Annotated in this window: 14 protein-coding genes; 7 read left to right on the plus strand and 7 right to left on the minus strand. The window is 50.2% G+C overall.

The features are described from left to right. Positions 1-19: 19 nt before the first annotated feature. Positions 20-949 carry a DMT family transporter gene (locus tag ACHZCY_RS20375; RefSeq protein WP_319550188.1) on the minus strand — a complete coding sequence of 310 codons (930 nt, stop codon included), beginning with the start codon at positions 947-949 and terminating at the stop codon, positions 20-22. A 629-nt stretch (positions 950-1,578) separates the two neighbouring features. On the opposite strand from ACHZCY_RS20375, the gene ACHZCY_RS20380 reads away from it, so the two are divergent. After that, positions 1,579-2,841 carry a mechanosensitive ion channel family protein gene (locus ACHZCY_RS20380; RefSeq protein WP_319550189.1) on the plus strand — a complete coding sequence of 421 codons (1,263 nt, stop codon included), beginning with the start codon at positions 1,579-1,581 and terminating at the stop codon, positions 2,839-2,841. Between the two features lie 516 nt (positions 2,842-3,357). On the opposite strand, the gene ACHZCY_RS20385 is transcribed toward ACHZCY_RS20380, so the two are convergent. From ACHZCY_RS20385 to fdnG, 6 genes are all read right to left on the minus strand, one after another. Further along, positions 3,358-3,714, minus strand: a complete 357-nt coding sequence (locus tag ACHZCY_RS20385) for a hypothetical protein (RefSeq protein WP_319550190.1) — start codon at positions 3,712-3,714, stop codon at positions 3,358-3,360. Positions 3,715-3,950: 236 nt separating this feature from the next. Further along, on the minus strand, positions 3,951-4,487 hold the full coding sequence (mobB, locus tag ACHZCY_RS20390) for a molybdopterin-guanine dinucleotide biosynthesis protein B (RefSeq protein ID WP_319550191.1): 537 nt from the start codon (positions 4,485-4,487) through the stop codon (positions 3,951-3,953). Positions 4,488-4,783: 296 nt separating this feature from the next. Next, positions 4,784-6,199 carry a formate dehydrogenase accessory sulfurtransferase FdhD gene (gene fdhD / locus ACHZCY_RS20395; RefSeq protein WP_319550192.1) on the minus strand — a complete coding sequence of 472 codons (1,416 nt, stop codon included), beginning with the start codon at positions 6,197-6,199 and terminating at the stop codon, positions 4,784-4,786. Positions 6,200-6,335: 136 nt separating this feature from the next. Further along, on the minus strand, positions 6,336-7,529 hold the full coding sequence (gene nrfD, locus ACHZCY_RS20400; RefSeq protein WP_319550193.1) for an NrfD/PsrC family molybdoenzyme membrane anchor subunit: 1,194 nt from the start codon (positions 7,527-7,529) through the stop codon (positions 6,336-6,338). Between the two features lies 1 nt (position 7,530). Further along, positions 7,531-8,370, minus strand: coding sequence for a 4Fe-4S dicluster domain-containing protein (locus tag ACHZCY_RS20405; protein WP_205224800.1), 840 nt, complete (start codon positions 8,368-8,370; stop codon positions 7,531-7,533). Beyond that, a complete protein-coding gene (fdnG, locus tag ACHZCY_RS20410) occupies positions 8,367-11,372 on the minus strand; it encodes a formate dehydrogenase-N subunit alpha (RefSeq protein WP_319550194.1) in 3,006 nt (1,001 codons plus the stop codon). Before fdnG ends, ACHZCY_RS20405 begins: the two co-directional genes overlap by 4 nt. Positions 11,373-11,500: 128 nt before the next feature. Here fdnG and ACHZCY_RS20415 point away from each other — a divergent pair, with 128 nt between their 5' ends. The 6 genes from ACHZCY_RS20415 to ACHZCY_RS20440 all read left to right on the plus strand — a co-directional run bounded on the left by ACHZCY_RS20415 (position 11,501) and on the right by ACHZCY_RS20440 (position 19,451). Beyond that, entirely contained in the window at positions 11,501-11,635 is a 135-nt protein-coding gene (locus ACHZCY_RS20415) for a hypothetical protein (RefSeq protein ID WP_319550195.1), read from the plus strand. Between the two features lie 271 nt (positions 11,636-11,906). After that, entirely contained in the window at positions 11,907-13,271 is a 1,365-nt protein-coding gene (locus ACHZCY_RS20420; protein WP_319550196.1) for a sigma-54-dependent transcriptional regulator, read from the plus strand. Next, positions 13,271-15,247 carry a cache domain-containing protein gene (locus ACHZCY_RS20425; protein WP_319550197.1) on the plus strand — a complete coding sequence of 659 codons (1,977 nt, stop codon included), beginning with the start codon at positions 13,271-13,273 and terminating at the stop codon, positions 15,245-15,247. The genes ACHZCY_RS20420 and ACHZCY_RS20425 overlap by 1 nt, the downstream gene beginning before the upstream one ends. A 301-nt stretch (positions 15,248-15,548) precedes the next feature. Continuing rightward, on the plus strand, positions 15,549-16,022 hold the full coding sequence (locus ACHZCY_RS20430; RefSeq protein ID WP_319550198.1) for a pyridoxamine 5'-phosphate oxidase family protein: 474 nt from the start codon (positions 15,549-15,551) through the stop codon (positions 16,020-16,022). Further along, complete coding sequence (locus ACHZCY_RS20435; RefSeq protein ID WP_319550199.1) at positions 16,000-18,195, plus strand: PEP/pyruvate-binding domain-containing protein; 2,196 nt, start codon at positions 16,000-16,002, stop codon at positions 18,193-18,195. The genes ACHZCY_RS20430 and ACHZCY_RS20435 overlap by 23 nt, the downstream gene beginning before the upstream one ends. Before the next feature lie 128 nt (positions 18,196-18,323). Beyond that, a complete protein-coding gene (locus tag ACHZCY_RS20440; protein WP_319550200.1) occupies positions 18,324-19,451 on the plus strand; it encodes an MBL fold metallo-hydrolase in 1,128 nt (375 codons plus the stop codon). Positions 19,452-19,488: the final 37 nt, after the last annotated feature.

Here is a 19,488-nt window from a genome sequence, read left to right on the forward strand (position 1 = left end):
CAAACATACGGCGGAGGCGTTATTTCTCGGCTTTCGCTGGTACCAGTACCTTCCTTTTAAGGCTCCAAGGCATCTTCCACCCTTTGTGTACCATGATGATATTGCCGGTGAGTATGAAAACAATGCCCATCGCAGCAGATGGCGTCCAGTGATATCCTTCCCATATGGTGGCAATGATCAGGGCAACAATGGGAAAGAGCAGGGTCGCATAAGCAGCCCTGTCTGCTCCGATGTTACCCACCAGAGTCAGGTAACAGCCAAAGGCAATGATCGATCCAAAAACGGAAAGATACACCAGCGAGCCGATATAGAGGGGCGTCACTTCAAATAAGAACGTTTTTCCTGAAAATACAGCAACAGCCAACATTGCCAAAGCACCGTACCCCATCCCATAAGCATTGGTCTGTATGATAGGGAGTTTGTTGCTTTTTTGATTGTATGCCGAAGTGATATTGCCAAAAGAGGCAAGCAAGGTAGCAGCCACACAGAGCAGCACTCCCCGCAGGCCATGATTTTCCAGAGAAAAAGCCGTGATTTCCGGCCGAAACACCAAAACGATCCCGGTCAATCCGAACAGCCCTGCAATAATCACCTTTTTATCAATAGGTTGTCCGAGAAATATCGCTCCATTCATGACATTCATCAGCAGAATGGTTGAAAAAAGGACTGCGGCCAGACCACTGTTTATGTAGAGTTCGGCTATGTAAAAAAGGAGGTAGTTAAATCCGAAAAGCAGGAGTCCCTGAGCAGCCATAAACAGATGCTGGCGCCTGGAAAAAGACATTTCCAAGCGAAAAAGCTTACACCAGGCTAAAAGCAGGAGTGTTGCCAAGCCAAAACGATACGCAACCGAGACTATTGGATCAACGGTACCAAGCTGCATTTTTATCCCTATCCAGGTCGATCCCCAGATGAGAACGGTAGCAAAGTAAAAAAAGAAATTTTTCATACAATATTCGCTTGATTGTCCATTATGATTGTTGGGTGTTATAATACGACGCCAACATCTAACCTATTTGCAATTTGTTCTCCACTGGTATTCTCCAAATTCCAGTTGTTCATGAATGAATGAGGCCTGTTCAAAGCAGTATAGACCCGTCGACATGTCGGACGGCCGACACCATGCCCAAAAAATGAACCATTAGCTGTCGAATTGCGGGCGGATTTTGGCGTCATGGTGACAGTCGCTAGTACGGAGATATCAAGAGTGATCATCGGCAATGTCGCCCGCCGAAACTATTCTCGATCAGCTTACGTGTTTCGTACTTGGTATAAAACTTCCTGGGTTTAAGATGGTGGTGAAGCTTGAAGAATGACAGTTTTGTGTGTTCTTCTATGGCTGGCATAAAGTCAGAAAAATCACATAATAGGGTAGGCTGCACCAACACGTTGAGAGAGGTTGTTTTTGGTCAGTGGAAGCCTGCATACCTTTTTGCCTTTTCGAAGGACCACTGTTATTGATACAATTGGCTGAAAATACAAAATCTCCCGAACAAAAAAACATATTGTCAGGAGGGGGCCAAGGAAACTCAATAAGCAAACACAACACTTTGACCCAAAGAGGAAGGATATTGCTCCATGAAAAATAATTGGTTCACCTCTGTTTTACAAAAGTTCGATCTGTCACCGGTAACGGTAGAACTTTTGGCCTACATACTGGCAGTCTTTGCTGTTATCCTGACAGCAATTGTGGCAACCCTGATTGTCCGCAAAGCCCTCTTAACGTTTCTCGTCACCTGGATCCAGTCGAATGACTACAGGTGGGATGATCCTCTGGCAGCAAACAAATTGCTCACCAAAATCAGCTGGTTCGTGCCGGTGACCATCTTATCTCTCGCAATAGATATGTTTCTTGATTCAGGGGGAACAAGCTATCTGCCGGCAAAACGACTAATAACCGCCGGCTTTGTCATTGTTTCCGTCCTCAGTCTCAATGCTTTGCTCTCTTCTGTCAATGATATTCACCGAATTGTCAGAAAGAATAAGGGGGTGAGCCTTCGTGGTTACACAGATGCAGCGAAAATAATCACCTATGTTTTTGGGGCAATTTTTCTAATTTCCATTTTCACTGGAAAATCTCCATGGGGGATTCTATCGATCCTTGGCGGGTTAACCGCCGTAACTCTATTGGTTTTCAAAGACTCGATTCTTGGCTTTGTCGCATCCGTTCAGATCAATTCCACCGGAATGGTAGGTCTTGGTGACTGGGTAGAGATACCCCAATATGGTGTCGACGGTGATGTTATTGATATGTCCATCCATTCTATTCGAGTACAGAACTGGGACAAAACCATTTCAACCATCCCTACCTATGCTGTTGTCTCAAACTCTTTTAAAAATTGGCGAGGAATGTCCGAATCAGGTGGTAGACGAATAAAACGAGCCTTGAATATAGACATTCACTCTATTCGGTTTTGTGATGAACAGATGTTGGACCGATTCTCCAACATTTCATTGATAGCTGATTACATAAGGAATAAAGAACTGGAAATTAAAGAATATAACCAGAAGCAGAACTATGACCAAAATCTCAACATCAGTGGCCGTCGTCAGACCAATATCGGCGTTTTCCGTGCTTATATTATTGCCTATCTGAGAAACAATTCCAAACTCCATCAAGACATGACGTTTCTGGTCCGACAACTTGCCCCGACCGATCGTGGCTTACCTCTTGAAATTTATGTTTTTTCAAAAGATCAAGCCTGGGCGAACTACGAAGCTATCCAAGCTGATATCTTCGATCACCTGTTGGCTGCAGTTTCTGAGTTTGATTTGCGAATTTTCCAAAGCCCCAGCGGTTATGATTTACGCTGTCTAAGCAGCGTGGAGACCCCTGATTGATAAAGAGTAAGCACACATTGGTAAATGTGCCTTTTACGCTTAGAAATAAGTGGATCTAACTTCATGGCCGAAGTCTCAATGTATTGCAGAATCCAAAATGGAGAATATATCGGGAATAGACTTGTGCTTTGCCCTGCGAAAAACTGTATTGATGAGAAATCCTGGTTGATGGCTTTCTAGAAGGAAAAAAGGAAAGGGATGATTGTATCTATAGCCTCCCTTTTCTGACCTTTAGTAACATCTTGCGCTACCTTATAATTACTCAAGTCTAAAGGCTCAAAAAATCAGCGAGGGAGAGTCTTTTATAACAAAACAAGAGTGGCATTGGCAAAGAAATTTGATGGGGAAGTAAAAGGCTCTTCCGGTAAACCCGTACTGTATAGACGCGGGATATAGAGCCTGAGCTTGAAAAAGTCAAAATGACAGGGGACGTAGCAAAAAAAGTAAAGTTTACATCAATGAAGAGCTAACTTCTTGTGAGACACAGGTCCCAGGGAGATATCTCCTCTTGCCAAGTCACATCACCTTGGATTTAATCACTCCTATATTGCATATAGGGCAAGTTTTCTCTATATGCTGCGTAATAATATAAATATCCTCAGAGCCGCATTGAGAGCATTTGGGTACATCTCTTTTAATGTCCAAGCCGAACTGCGTTTTGCATGCTGCACAAGCCATAGGAATATAAGTAACCAGCCTTTCAGCAAGCGACTTTGGATCATACCCTTCACCCAAAACATCTTCTAATATTTGTCTTTCTCCAGGATATTTTAAAGGAATATACTTACCGTTGTCGTCAATAACGAAGTCTGGGATAGAGGGAAGGACGGCGGTCAGTTCACAGTGGGTGCAACGTGCTTCTACTATTTGCATGATACGCTCCTTGGAGGAAAGAGGATAGGGGGCTACGCAATAGATGTAAAACCCTCTTTTTGTTTTAATAGGCTTATCTCGTCGATTTCACGAGTGAATAAAGTACTGACTTCCAGCCAGCCATGGGCCGGTCAAAGCTCACGGCTTATGTGATGGAAAAGTTGAGCAAAAGGAAATCGACAATTACCTCCGGTTGGTTCAGGTCCAGCTGCGGGACATCGACCTGTAGCTCTCTGTCAGTGGCGACGGCGATCAGGTTCGGGTCGTGTTTTTTTTCCGCGGCAGAGTAGGCCGCTGGTGTGTTGGTGGCGATGGATTTCAATTTTCGGTAGGCTGACCCGTTTGAACCCTTCGACCAAGATAATGTCGACATCCGGAAAATAGGTGGCCAGTAACTCTTTGAATGTCGGCGGTTGCTCGACTTGCTTGACCAACGCCAGTTTATTGTCAGCGCTTATGAGCATGCTATCTGCACCAGCCTCGGCAAGGCGATGGCTGTCTTTACCGGGGCGATCGATTTCGAAATCAGGAGGGCCATGTTTCATGGCACCTACTGTATAACCACGATTTTTTAACTCGGCGATCAACTTTGTTAACAGTGTTGTTTTGCCTGACCCGGAGGGGGCAATAAAAGAGACGGCTGGTGGATGCTGGCTAACGATAGTCTCTTCAGCCATGGCCTGAATGTTGACGTTGAACCGTGGAATGGTGTCCGTGGCCGGCCGAGGAATCGGATTGATGATCGGATTTCTAGCCTGATAATAGTTGAGCATATGTTTTCCTTTTACCAAGAGTTACGAAACACCGCGTTCCGGAGTCAGGACGATAAGTAAAGGTATTTTCGTTGAGCCGTTTACCGTTGCCGGAATAAGTCTACAGGTAAAAGGCCCGGCCGTTTCCAGCCAGGCCATTGACTGCTCGCCATGAGGAAGGGGGAACCTGTTAGGCGATACGTTTCAGTGAAATAGTTACTCAGTTCTGAGTCTGTTGGTTTACTAGAATTTTCGTTCAAGGTCAGGTAAGCGTTAGACTCCGAGAGATTGGGCGAAAAGGCAGTAAGTCAACTGGCTCAGTTATTGCCTTGCTTGAGCTGTAACTGTGGTTGCTCCGTTGCAACCACGGTGGCGCGCAAGCGGAAATAATCCTCAGGCGTGTTAATATTTTTAAAACTTTTTTCTTCAGGATCATATTGCCGTATTTTACTTGCAGGCAATTCCACCTGTTTCACCTTTTCAAAGAAAGTTATTATTCGTTTTAAACCGGCGTCAAGCACTTCCTCCATCGCTGGTAAACAGCTTTTGCTGTAAAGCGCGTGCAGGGGTTCATGACCGTTGCTGCTGAACGGAATCACTAAATCCCCTTGATCTGCGTGAGCACAGATTTCTTTCACAACTGCAGCGGAAATAAACGGCATGTCGCAAGCAACCACGAAGATTTTTTCGCACTTAGCGTGCGCTAAACCGGAGTGCAATCCGGCCAGTGCACCTTGGGCATAGTAGATATCCGGGACTTTGCGACAGGGGATTTCTTTGTACAGGTCAGGGGTGTTGGTGACGATGATGACTTCGTCAAACAGACCTGCCATGCGTCGGTAAACCTGATCAATAAAGCGAGCGCCGGCAAGTGGGAGCAGAGATTTGTTACTGCCCATACGGCGACTCTCCCCACCGGCGAGAATAACCCCGGTCACACCACTGATCCGGTCCCCAGTGCCGGTTACGTTCAGCTGTTCGGGATGGGCGTAAATATCCATGTTTTTCCCGCGCACATAGCCGACCAGGGTGATGCCGGCTTGTTCGCAGAGTTCAACGGCTTTGTCGGTTGGCGAGGTGCGCGAAGCGACCAGGCCGACGCCGAGTTTTGCAGCCTTGGCCACCATCTCGGTGGAGACCCGTCCGGAGGTGACCAGCATTTTGTCATGCAGGTCGATTTTGCGGACCAACGCCTCACCGGCAACACGGTCAAACGTGTTGTGACGGCCGATATCTTCGGCGTGCAGGATGAGCGTGCCGTCGCTGTCGCCGATCGCTGCAGAATGGATACCGCCATGGCTGCGGTAGTGCTCGGTCAGATCGTTTAATTCGTTCATCAGTTGGAGCAGGGCGCGGGTGTTATAATTGCGCGGCCGTTGCCTGTTTTTACCGAGCAGTTGAGTGGGCAGGTTGTAGGCAATACCAGTGCCGCAACCGGAAGTGAGAGTTGGCTGCAGCCGCTCGGGCAGTTCGCCTTTCAGGTGTACGTCGGCCAGACCGTATTTGTCGCAGACTTCGAAGGAGGAAATATCGTCGAGTGATTCAATAAAACCCTGCAGACGGAAAAAACCGAACAGCAGGAAATTGAGTTGGTGCGGGGAACAGACCAAGGTCGCCAATTCGCGATCATTAACCCGCAGGCGCAAGGGGTATTCGGAGACGGTATGACGTTGGAGTTGTTCGCTCCGACCCTGCCTGACGCGAACAATTTCATGTGCCTGGTTAGTATGCATTGTTAATCCATCCGAAAATTTTTAATGCCTGTTTTTGCTCTGTTTTCAGTGTGATTACCGCCACCGCATTGGACGAATGCGGTGGCGGTGGTTGGTGCCTCTTGCCGGAAACCGTTCGGTTTTCGGCAAAAGCATATTACGCACCCTTTGGTACGGCGTCGTCTACCTTGCCGAACGAGTCCGGAATAGAGTAGTCAACGGTTTCGGGGTGATGCTCGAAGATCGGGAAGTACTTGGCGATCAGCACGAAGAGCAGGATGTGTGCGGTAATGATGCCTATGGTTACCACCGTTTCGATCAATGATGGATAGTAGATATGGGTAGAGTCCATCATGCCGAACATGGAGACATTAAAACGATTAAGCACCAGACCGAACACCACTAACAGAGCGGCGTGTGACCTGAGGCGATCGTCGTTGCGGACCGTGTGGCTGATGAACATGAAAAAGGGGAGGATAAAGCCGATGCCAAGCTCCAGGACAAACAACAGGGTGAGGGTCGGGTTGTTAAAAAGCGGCCCTTCCGAGAGCGCCAGCAGGGAATAGGTGCGCAGCGCGATGTAAAGACCGAGGGTCCATGGCAGAATTTTCGCCAGGGTGCGTAACAGCACGCCCTCGTTCGGCTGTCCCATCCATTTATGGGTGGCGGTTGCTTCGATAATGATAATGCACATACCGCTGCAGATGGCGCTGACCCAGAAAAGCAATGGCAGCATCGGGTTGTACCAGAGACTGTGCAGCTTATCGACCGCGATCAGGAAAAAAGTACCCAGCGACGATTGGTGCAGGGTCGAGATGGCAGCAGCCAGGATGACAAGCGGCATCTCCAGCCAACGCAGGATGCGCAGTGGAATGTTCCAGCCGAACTTCTCCGCCACCGGCGAAAGAAACTCAAGAAACAGCACCGTGGTGTAGGCCATGACGCACATGGAGACTTCAAACATCGGCGAATGCAGGTTCCAGTAGCGCAGCACGTGCCAGCCTTTGTGCGGTTGTCCCAGGTCAAGCAGCAGGCCGACGCAAACCAGCGAGTAGCCGAGAAAACCGGTGACAATCGCCGGACGAACCAGCGGTTCAAGCTTTTTTATATGAAAACAATGGACGATGGCGCCCAGAGTAAAGGCCCCGGCAGCCAGCGGCACGGCGGTGACCACGTCGAAAGAGACCCAGAGCCCCCAGGGATAGGTGTCATCCATATTGGTGGTCGCCCCCAGGCCAAAGACAAAACGGACCATTGCGGCGACACCGCTCAGAGCAACAATGAAAATCATGAATTTGATAAATCCGTGATATCCTTTGACCTCTTTGATAACTGTACTAGCTACGTTCATTTTATTGCTCCTTCTCTTCAGCAGGAGTCTCAGCCTGCTCAACGGTTGCTTGTTTTTTCATCAGGCGCTCACGGCGGTGGGTTATCCAGGAGAGGGCTGAAAGCGTGCCGCCGACGGCGAGAAACGATGCCGGTACAAAACGCAGCGCCTGCCAGGTGTACTCCGGTAGAGCCCGCTGGGTGACTTCTTTGAAACCGAGTTCGTCGAAGGGCAGGTTGGTCAGGTAGAGGACAGTGGTGCCGCCCGCTTCTTCCAGACCATAAATTTTACGGATGTACTTGTCTGGATGATTTGCAAGCCGTTCCTCGGCGATTTTGATCATCTCATCACGCGGACCATATTCGATAGCGGTAGGGCAGGCGGTGGCACAGGCAGGCTTCATCCCTTCTTTGATGCGGCTGTAACAACCGGTGCATTTCCTGACCAGCGGCAACCCTTTACTCCATTCATATTTGGGAATACCGAATGGACAGGCGATCATGCAGAAGCGGCAGCCGATGCAGCGATCCGCTTTATAGATGACCGGACCTTCGGCGGTCTTCTCGAAAGCGTTGACCGGGCAGACCGAAGCACAGGCAGGGTCATCGCAGTGCATGCACATCTCTTTGTAGAAAGCGAACTCGTTTTGACCGTTTTTCTGATAGTCGCGGAACTTGATCCGGGTGAACGTATACTCAGACATTGCCGGCGGATTCTGATATCCTTCGCCGCTGAAAAATTCGGTATTCTCCGCTTCCAGCTGATTCCATTGCTTGCAGGCAACCTGGCATCCACGGCAACCTGTGCATTTGGTCAGGTCGATCAGAAAGGCATTCTGTTTCGGGCTCTTGTTGCTACTCATGACTTGATACCTCCTTTCTCGATATTGCAGAGGAAGGCCTTGTACTCCGGAATGGTGGTATTGGCACAACCGACTGCTGCGGTCAGGGTGTTGGCAGTTCCACCGGTGGCCATGCCGTTAAAGCCGAAATGCCATGGCATGCCGACCTGTTCAACCAGCTTACCCTGCACCCGAAACGGTTTGATCCGTTCGGTGACAAGTGCCCGCGCTTCGATCTGACCACGTTCTGAGCTAACAGTGACCATATCGCCGTTTTTCAGGCCTTTCCATTCTGCCAGCTGTTCGCTGATCTCGACGAACATGTCGGGAACCAACTCAACCAACCACGGCAGGTTACGGGTCATGGCGCCGGCCTGCCAATGTTCGGAGACCCGGTAGGTGGTACCGACATAGGGATACTTACCGCTGTTGTCGATCTTTCCGGGGACTGATACCGCTGGGTTGCATTGCTGTCCGGTCATGAAGTTGGCGACCGGGCTTTCCATCGGTTCATAGTGTTCGGGAAGCGGTCCGTCTGCCAGCCCGGCTGCAAACAATCGCCCGTAGCCTTCGGCAATCATGATGAAGGGTGACTTGGTTCCATCTTCGCTCATCGGCACCCAACCGCCGTCCGGCACATCGCCTTCCCATTTGCGGGTCAGCTTGTTCCAACTGATAACCGGCTTCTCCGGATTCCAGGGGCGACCATTAACATCGACGGAGGCGCGGTTGTAGAGCACTCGCCGGTTGACCGGCCAACACCAGGCCCAGTCGTGGTAAAAGCCCATGCCGGTCGGATCTTCCAGTCCACGGCGCTGCATCTTGTTGCCCTCCTCGGTGTAGGAGTTGCAATAGAGCCAGTTGCCGCTGGAGGTTGAACCATCTGCCTGCAGGTAAGCGAAGCTTGGTACCTGTTGCCCTTTTTTGAAAGCCTTTCCCTTGACCACCACGTCGCGGGTGAACCGGCCGTTGCATTCGCGGGCAACCAGATCGATATCCGGTTCGTGGCCGTCACCATAGTTCCAGGCCAGATCGACGATCGGCTCGGGAAAAACACCGTCCTTGCTGTACAACTCTTTGAGGCGCTTGATCCACTGGTCAACTATGTAGGCGTCGCTCTCGGCATGTCCCGGAGGGTTGACCGCTTTGTAACGCCATTGAGCCCAGCGCCCGGAGTTGGAGATAGAACCTTCCTTTTCCACCGAGGAGGCGGCCGGCAGCAGGAACACTTCCGTATCGATGTCTTTAGGATCGACGCCGGGCCGTTTCCAGAAGACCGAACTTTCCGTTTCCCACAGATCAACGGCGACCAGCCATTTAAGATTATCCATCCCCGAGGCGATGGCATTGACATCAGGTCCACCAACAATCGGGTTGGTTCCCATGAAGATCATTCCCTCAAAACCGCCGTGTTGCAATCGCTCCATCAGTCGTATGTAGGAGTAGTTGCCGCTGCGCTTGGGAAGATAATCAAAGCAAAAATCGTTCTCTTTCGTAGCAGCATCTCCCCAATAGGCCTTGAGCAGGCTGGTCATGTACTTGGGGGTGTTACTCCACCAGTTGGCGCTTTGCGAGTCGTTGGTTTTCGGGGTCCACTTATCGAAGTAGGTGGCCAGATCAACATTGTCGTAGGTCGGTACTTTCAGGTAGCCGGGCAGGATGTGATAAAGGACGGCGTAATCGGTTGATCCCTGGACGTTGGACTCACCGCGTAAGGCGTTGATTCCGCCACCTGCCATACCGATGTTGCCGAGGAGCAGCTGCAGCATGGCGTAGGAGCGTACGTTCTGGGTTCCATGGGTGTGCTGGGTGGTGCCCATGGCATACATGATGGTTGCTACCTTATTGGCTTTGTGGGTCGATGCGAAAGCACGCGCCACTTCCATGTAGCTTTGTATTTCGGTGCCGGTTATCTCACAAACCTTTTCCGGAGTGTAGCGGGCATAGTGTTTTTTCATTAACTGGTAGACACTTTGCGGATGCTCGAGACTGTCGTCGCGCTTCGGCATTCCGTTTTCGTCCACTTGGTAGGCCCAACTCTCTTTGTCGTAACGGAAACTCTCGGCGTCATAGCCGGAAAAGATCCCATCGTTGAAATCAAAATCTTCGTTAACCAGAAAAGCAGCATTGGTGTAATTGACTACGTATTCTCTTTGGATCAGGTCGTTTTTGAGCAGGTAATTTATCAGACCGCCCATAAAGGCGATATCGGTTCCCGGGCGAAGCTGGGCATAAAGATCGGCTTTAGACGAGGTCCGTGTATACCGTGGATCGATGGAGACCAGCTTGGCGCCTTTGTCCATCGCCATCTCGACGTATTTAAAGGATATTGGGTGATTTTCTGCAGGGTTGGAACCAATGCTGACAATGACATCGGAATGCTGGATATCATTCCAGTGGTTGGTCATTGCACCACGACCGAATGTTGCCGCCAGACCGGCGACTGTAGCGCTGTGTCAGATGCGCGCCTGGTGTTCGATATAGCCGACCCCCATGGCACGGCCGAACTTGCCGAGCAGGTAACATTCCTCGTTGTCCAGCGCCGCCGCGCCGATCATGGCCATGCCATCGTTACGGTTGACCGTGTACGTTTTCCCGTCGATCTCTTCCTGCTTGACAAAGTTACGGTCACGGGTCTCTTTCATCAGCTGGGCCATACGCTGCATTGCCCATTCCCAAGATTTTTTTTCCCATCGTTTGCTGCCTGGTGCGCGGTACTGAACATGGGTCAGACGACGTTCGTTGTTGGCCACCTGAAACAGGGCGCTGCCTTTGGAACAGAGTGAGCCCCGGTTAATCGGATGCTCTGTGTCACCCTCGATGTTGACGATTTTGCCGTTCTTGGTATGGACGATCATACCGCAGCCGACCGCACAGTAAGGACAGACGGTGGTGCTGGTCTGCAGCCCTTTGATGCGCAACTCAGGGGAGTCAACACTTGCTTTGGCCGCTTTACCGGTCAAGGCAACGGTCCCTGCCGTTAAGGCACTCCCTTTTAAAAAATTACGTCTCGATATTCCCATGCTTTGCTCTCCTTGCGTGGAATTGTTGCTGTCAATTAAAGGAAAATTGACCCTGCTTTGCAGAGGTCGTACCAAGCCGGTCACTTTTTTGAAATGTGTCTCAATATGGCTGAAAAAAGGGGCTAAAAATGGTTTTTACTGCTGAGGGCAAAGGCCTGTTAAACGTCTTGGTAGAACAAACTTTCCGGGACATCCTGTCTCGCGACGGGACAGCAATGACCGCCTGGGGTAAGTATGTCGGCAGGGAGGAAGTTCCAGGTTAATGATCAAAATTGAGGATTATTGGTATGCAGGTCGATTCCACAGTACTTTTTGTTTGTTTTCGTCTCGAATTACATTAGAAGGCGTACTTGTCTACAATCATTGTTTTCCTTATTATACTTATTAAGTGATGAGGAACTATGGGGCTTTATCTACCCATCCTCTATCCGTTGAACCGAAAAATGGGTGTACCGTAACTCCCCAAAATGTCACTCTTAATCCAGCCTCACTTATGATGATGAAATTTCTGCCTAGTGATTCAATAGATACGATATGACCACAAAGATACTGATTTGTGATGATGAAGAAGGAATGCGGCGTTATCTCAGCAAGATGCTTACCAACTGGGGGTACCAGGTTGAGAGTTTTGCCGACCCGCTGCTGTTGCTAAAGAGCCTGAAGGACTTTGACGGCGATGCCGATATGCTGCTGCTGGATGTCAAGATGCCGCAAATGGATGGCATTGAAGTCTTGCAACGATTGCAGGTGAAGTGTCCGCAACTGCCGGTCATTATTATGACCGGACATGGTACCATAGACTCGGCGGTCGAGGCGATGAAGATCGGTGCTTATGATTACCTGACCAAGCCCTTTCCAAAGGAAAAACTCTCCGCCGTTGTCAAGCATACCCTTGAGCAACAGCGCCTTCTTGAAGAGAACAATTCTTTGAAGAAAGAGCTGCAGGAACAGAAAGTTTCTGCCGAACCGATATTTTGCAGCAATACATTCCGTCAGGCCTATGATCTTGCACTGAGTGCTGCCGACAGTGATCTGAGCGTCCTGGTGCTGGGAGAAAGCGGCACCGGCAAGGAATTGGTTGCCGCTGCCATCCATTACGCCAGCCCGCGTAAGAATAGCCGTTTTCTGGCTCTGAACTGTGCCGCTCTATCGGAAACTCTGCTTGAAAGTCAACTGTTTGGTCATGTCAAAGGTGCTTTTACCGGTGCTGTCCAGGCTCAGAAGGGATTGCTTGAGGAGGCTGATCAGGGAACCATGTTCCTCGACGAGGTCGGCGAACTGAGTCAGGTGCTGCAGGCCAAGTTGTTGCGTGTGCTGCAGGAAGGAGAGTTTATCCCGGTTGGCTCGACCACTGTCCGCAAGGTGGATGTCCGTTTTGTGGCTGCCACCAACAAAGATTTGCAGCAAGAGGTCGCCGCCGGAGCATTCCGCGAAGATCTCTATTATCGCCTCAACGTCTTTCCTGTTGAGTTGCCGCCACTGCGAGAACGCGAGGAAGATATTGAACCCTTGGCCGAGCATTTTTTACAGAAAATCGAGCAAAAAACCCGCCGTGCAGTGGCAGGAATTGAAGCAGAAGCGCTGGCAGCGCTCAAGAAATATCACTGGCCCGGCAATGTTCGCGAGCTGGAAAACATGATGGAACGGTGTTCCATTATCGCCCGTGACGGGATGATTAAGCTAGCCCATTTGCCGTTTGCCAACCAGGAACCGAAGCCGGCAGATGGTCCAACGTTACCGCTTAATCTGCGTGAGACGGAACGTCTGCAGGTGATTCGCGCACTCCGGGAAACCCGATGGAATAAAAGCCGGGCTGCTGAACTTCTGGGGGTGACACGCAGAACAATCAACCGCAAAATCAAAGAATTCGACCTTAACCAAGACGAGTCGCTCGACTGATGACCAACCCTTTTTATGCCGCCTTCAACTCGATACGCGGTAAATTAACGCTGGCGATTGTAACGCCGCTGGTTTTGATTCTGGTGCTGGTGGCGCTTGCCGCTACCTTTTTGATTAATGCTTCAATTGTGGACCAGACCCAAAAGCAGATTCGTAACGACCTGAACGCCGCGCGGACCGTTCTGGAAAGGGAGCAGCAACGGCTGTATGAGGTGGTACGTTTTACTGCACGGTCGTTGCCTTTGGTCGGTGCCCTGCAGACCGCTGACCGTGAGTCGCTCGCGAAATTACTGGCCGAAACACGGCGGCTGGAACAGCTGGATATGCTCAATATCAGTGATCTTCAAGGGAAGATGCTGTTGCAGACCGGCGACGAGCAGTTGACACGCGCAGCTGACTTTGTCCTCAAGGCTTTGGCCGATGGACCCTTCCAAGGGACGGTGTTGATGAGTGAAGCGGAGCTGGAGCGTGAAAGTCCGGAGCTCGCATTGCGTGCCGCGATTTACGGTCCTGCAGCCGAGGATGAGCCGCTGGAGCGGCGCGGCATGTTTCTGGTTGCGGCTATCCCGCTGCTCGATCGCTCAGGGCTACCTGTTGGTTGTCTCTATGGTGGGGTGATGCTCAATAATAATTTGGGCCTGGTCGATAGGATTAATGAACTGGTGTATGGCCGGGATGAGTATGCCGGTGTTGCCGTCGGCAGTGCAACAATTTTCCTCGAATCACTGCGGGTTGCCACCACGGTGCGTCTAAAAAATGGTCAACGAGCCTTGGGCACGTTGGTTTCGCCGCAGGTGGCTGAAGCTGTCTTGCAGCATGGAGAAACCTGGCTTGATAGAGCGATTGTGGTCAATGAGTGGTACCTGACCGCCTACGAGCCGATCTTTTCCGGCAAAGGGGACGCGATTGGCGCTCTGTACGTCGGCATGTTGGAAAAACCGCTGGTCGCCGTGAAAAAACGGGCATTTTTACTCCTCTCCGGTTTATTGGTCTTGGGTTGTTTGCTCGGCGGCCTTTTGGCCGGCTGGTTTGCTCGGCGTTTATCCGAACCGGTCCTAGCGTTGGCCGGGTCGGCGAAAAAAATTGCCGGTGGCGAGCGGGATGTATCTTTACCTGCCGCCGGTCGAGACGAAATAGGGCATCTCACCACCGCCTTTGCCGACATGACCAATGCCCTGCGGATCAGTGATCTGGAGCTGCAGGAGCTTAATCGCCAGCTAGAGAAAAAAGTCGAGAGAAGAACTTCGCAGTTGGAAGAGAAAAGTCTGGAACTGATTCAAACCCAGGAACAACTGCTCCATCAGGAAAAATTGGCGGCTATCGGCTCTCTGGCATCCGGGGTGGCACACGAGATCAATAACCCGGCAGCGATTATTCGCGGTAACGTTGAAATTCTGCAGATGGGCTTGGCAGATGACGCTGACGAGCACGAGGAACTGGCCGAGATCATGAAACAGGTTGACCGGATTTCCTTGATCACCCGGAATCTGCTCAGCTCATCCAGGGAGCAGAACCTCAACACGGAACCGGTGCAGATACCAGCCCTGTTGGGCGAGATACTGGACCAGCTCAGTCATCATGCGCCCATGGTCGGCATCAAGGTCAAGAAAACCTTTGCCGCAGAACTGCCCGCTGTCCAGGGGGATCGTGAGCGATTGCGGCAGGTGTTCACCAATATTCTGCTCAATGCTGCGCAGGCCATGGCAGGTAAAGGGGAGCTGCGTCTTTCCGGGAGCGTGGAGGACCGCTGGGTACGGATTCTGGTTGCCGATACCGGTCCTGGTATGAATGAATCGACGCGGGTGAAAATTTTCAATCCTTTTTTTACCACCAAAAGTAATGGTACCGGCCTGGGACTTTCAGTCTCTTACGGCATTATACGAGCCCACGGTGGCTCAATCGAAGTCTCTTCCAGGGAAGGAGAAGGTACGGTTTTTCAGATCGACTTGCCGATCAAACGACGGTTCGTTGAATAACGGAGCCTGTTGCCAATGGTAGCCATCGGACCCCGCGTGGATGCGCTCAGCTCACCCACCTTAAGCCTCATCGGTGTAATTGCTACTTTGAGCTGCCCCAATAACACCAAAATTCATCGATGTGGTGTGCAGGTTGTAACTTAACTTCCAGCAGGCTCAAAAACGATGCTTTGTTGATTCTATGATGAATCTCCTTATAATGGACCTTATGGTATGAATAATGAGGGGCGACAAATGTTATGCTCTCTAAAGGATACATTACAAGTCACGTTGTACATTAAGAAAAGGGTATAGACGTACTATGGAAAATTATGACTCCAACATGCGGGCAGCCATTTTAAAGGTATTGGTATCACAACGGCTTGCGGTGTTATCGACTGTAAGAGGGGAACAACCTTATGCAAGCCTTATGGCGTATGCCCATACACCTGATCTGGAAACGCTGGTGGTGGCTACCGGTACCGCAACCCGAAAATTTATCAACCTCTCTCAGCAGCCGCGCGTATCTCTGCTTGTTGACACCCGCAGTAACTGTGAAGCAGATTTTCATGCGGCTGAAGCTCTTACTATCATAGGGCGTGCCGGCCAGGTGGAACCGAATGAGTTGGAAATGCTGCGCAGTTTATACCTGGAGCGCCATCCCTATCTTGTGGATTTTCTCTCTTCCCCGGCAACAGTCTTGATCAAGGTAAAAGTTCACCATTATCTGTTGGTCAACCGTTTCCAAAACGTCATGGAGTATCATCCCGGTAATGAAAAGGATATTTTTTCTTGAACATGAAAAGACGGCCACGGTTCAGCAGGTAGGAGGCAAGGGGGTAGGGCTGCGTGACTTGCTGGCGGCAGGATGTAATGTACCCAAAACAGTGTGCATTACCAGTGATGCCTATGACGGTTTTCTTGACTTTCATGGACTTCGAGAAAAAATCGGCCTGGTGCTGAATCGAAAACAGCAGCAGGACATGCGCTGGGAGGAGATCTGGGATACAGCCTTGCGCGTGAAGGCACTTTTTCTTGCAGCATCGATCCCGTCAGAAGTAGAAAACGAATTATCCCTTTTACTGAACAGTGCTTTCGCTAACTCGCTGGTGGCAGTCCGTTCATCTGCAACAGACGAGGATCAAGTGGCCGGTTCCTTTGCCGGTTTGCATGAGTCGTATCTCAATATTCCCTGTGACAAAATTATAGATCATGTCAAAAAGGTCTGGGCTTCCCTGTGGTCCGACCGGGCACTGCTGTATCGACAGGAACTTGGGCTATCGGTCGAGACAAGCAGAATGGCCGTGGTTGTTCAGGAGATGGTAAGCAGTGATGTCTCCGGTATCTGCTTTACCCATGATCCCATGGGGAGCAGCCATATGGTAGTCGAAGCTGTATACGGCTTAAATCAGGGACTGGTTGATGGGCAGATAGAGCCCGATCGATGGTTTGTAGACAAAGCAGACGGTGCGGTAAGGCAGTGGATACAACCAAGCCGGCGCACCAAGCAGACAACTGCCCGCGCAGGTGTGATAGGGCTGGAGGATATTCCTGAGTCGCAACGTGACAGGCCCCCTTTGACCGCTGGCGAGCTTCTACAGCTGAAGGAGGTTTGTCTTCGTCTTGAACAACACTTTAATCAGCCACTGGATATAGAGTGGACAATCAGCGGCGGCCAGTTATATCTCCTGCAAGCACGACCTATCTCTACCTTGGCAAGTGTGGATAGGGAGGATAAGCGGCCGTGGTATCTCAGCTTGCATAGAAGTTATGACAACCTGGTTCAGCTGCGTGATGCTATTGAACACGATGTATTACCATCCATGGAGAGTGAGGCTGCTGAGTTTGCCCAGATCAATCTTGATGCGCTGGATGACCATGCCCTGGCCGAAGCCATTGAGCACCGTACACAGAGAAACAGCTACTGGGCAGACATGTATTGGGAAAAATGTATTCCTTTTGCTCACGGTGTTCGCCTGTTCGGAGAGATTTATAATGAACTGTTAACGCCTGCCGACCCATACGAGTTTGTGCAGTTGCTGAGTAGCCGGAAAATGCTCAGCACCAGTCGTAACAAACAGTTGTATGAGCTTGCTTCTTTGGTTAATGAGAACCCGAAGCTCAAGCAAGAGCTTGAGCAGCATGATGGGACACTCCCCACTGATCCCATGTTTCGTGGGCAACTGGACGACTTGCTCAGTCAGTATGGCTTTCTTTTCCCCGGCCTGGAAGAAGACCACGAACAAAGACTGCTGGTGGTTATGAAGGTTATTCTTGAATATACCCGGATACAGCCTGCTCAGCGGGATGGGGGCGTGGCAAGGAGCAAGGAACTTGAACTCCGTTTTTTAAAACGTATGCAACAAGCCGAGTACCCCTTTAACGGAGGGGATTTGTTAGATTTAGCAAGGGCGAGTTATTGCATACGGGATGATGATAATGTGTATCTGGGAAAGATAGAACTGCAGGCAGCTGCAGCTGTGAATGCGGGGCGCCAGCGGTTAGTTGCACGGCAAGTTACAGGAGCTGAACATGCCTCCCCCAAAGAGGTGTCTGCAGTCTTGGCAGGCCAGCAGCAAAATCTCGATTCCCGACCCAGGAAAAGTTCCACGACTCCGAAAAAAAGCTATAGTCGCGTCACTGCCAGGCAAATTGTAGGCCAGCCGGCAGCAAAGGGCGTTGGGCAGGGCGTAGCCAGGGTTGTATGTGAACTGGAGGATTTAAAGAATTTTCAGGCCGGGGAAATTTTGGTAGTTGACAGCATTGATCCGAATATGACTTTTATTGTTCCACTTGCCGCAGCCATTATAGAAAAGCGGGGAGGGATGCTCATTCACGGTGCTATTATTGCCAGAGAATATGGTATTCCCTGTATAACCGGAGTGCCGGATGCCACTGCGCTTATAACCACCGGAGATAAAGTAACGGTTGATGGGTATCTTGGAATACTGACGATCGAGAAAAAGTAAGAAGCGAAGAAATAGAGAAATAGGGGACAGACCACCTTTTAGTTTGCAAAACTAAAAGGTGGTCTGTCCCCTATTTCTGGATCGACGACCCAAATGGGGTGCACATCCTTAGATTTGAACCAGTGAAGATGAACCAAAATAATCCTCCAAAGAGTACCTGCATCCCATCACACATCAAAATCGATCATCTCGGTGCAAAAGACTGTGTTACAGGTTCCTGTCATCTCGTTCGGTTCCGTACGACGACAAATGACAGCGTTAACATCCTGGTAGATTGTGGCTCAACTTATGGGCATGATCCGGAAGTACCCTTTGCTGAATTTCCGGTGCCTCCAAGCACAATCGATTATCTCTTTTTAACCCATGCCCATATTGATCATATAGGCAGGGTGCCGGCGCTACTTGAGGCAGGTTTCCGGGGCGAAATCATCTGCACCCATGCCACCAAGGCGTTGCTTATTCCTATGCTGCATGACGCCATGTCTTTTTCTGGTAAAAGCAAAAACAAAATGCAACGGTTGGAGGCAGATATTGATGAGCTTTCCTGGGGCTTTGAACTGTATGAAACCTTTACCCTGAAAAAGGGTATTACTTTCAAGCTCAAGAATGCAGGCCATATTCTTGGTTCATGCTTTATCCAGTTTTCTTTTCCTGGCAATGCAAGCCACGATCGTTTTAACGTAACCTTTTCAGGTGACCTGGGATGTACTGATACCCCAATACTGCCCGATCCGGATCCACCGGACAGTTGTGACCTGCTTGTTCTTGAATCCACCTACGGCGACAGGCTGCACCCCTCCAGAAAGGACAGGGTTGAAACGTTGCGTAACCTGCTTAAAAAAGCACTCGCCGATAAAGGGATTGTGTATATCCCGGCCTTTGCTCTTGGCAGAACCCAGGAGTTGCTCTATGAAATAGACCGAATCAATGTAGATGCACCGGTATTTGTTGACTCGCCTTTAGGGCTTGCGATAACCGAAATATATGCAAAGCTTGATGATTTCTGGGATAAAGAGGCAATAACTCTTCATGCACAAGGCGACCATCCTTTTGATTTTAAAGGATTGTACGCGGTAAAGAAATATACCGATCATCAACGATTGCTGGATGTGAAAGGCCCGGCAATAATTATCGCCGGCAGCGGAATGTGTACAGGCGGGCGAATTGTCGACCATTTAGAATATGGTCTTCAGGATCCAGTAAATGACATTTTTTTTGTAGGGTATCAGGCGAAGGAACCCTTGGACGCGAAATAATCGAGCGGAAGGTTCCGGTTAAGGCAGGCGTATATTC

It is taken from the genome of Desulfogranum marinum, from assembly GCF_963675105.2.
GTDB classification, from domain to species: Bacteria; Desulfobacterota; Desulfobulbia; order Desulfobulbales; family Desulfobulbaceae; genus Desulfogranum; species Desulfogranum marinum.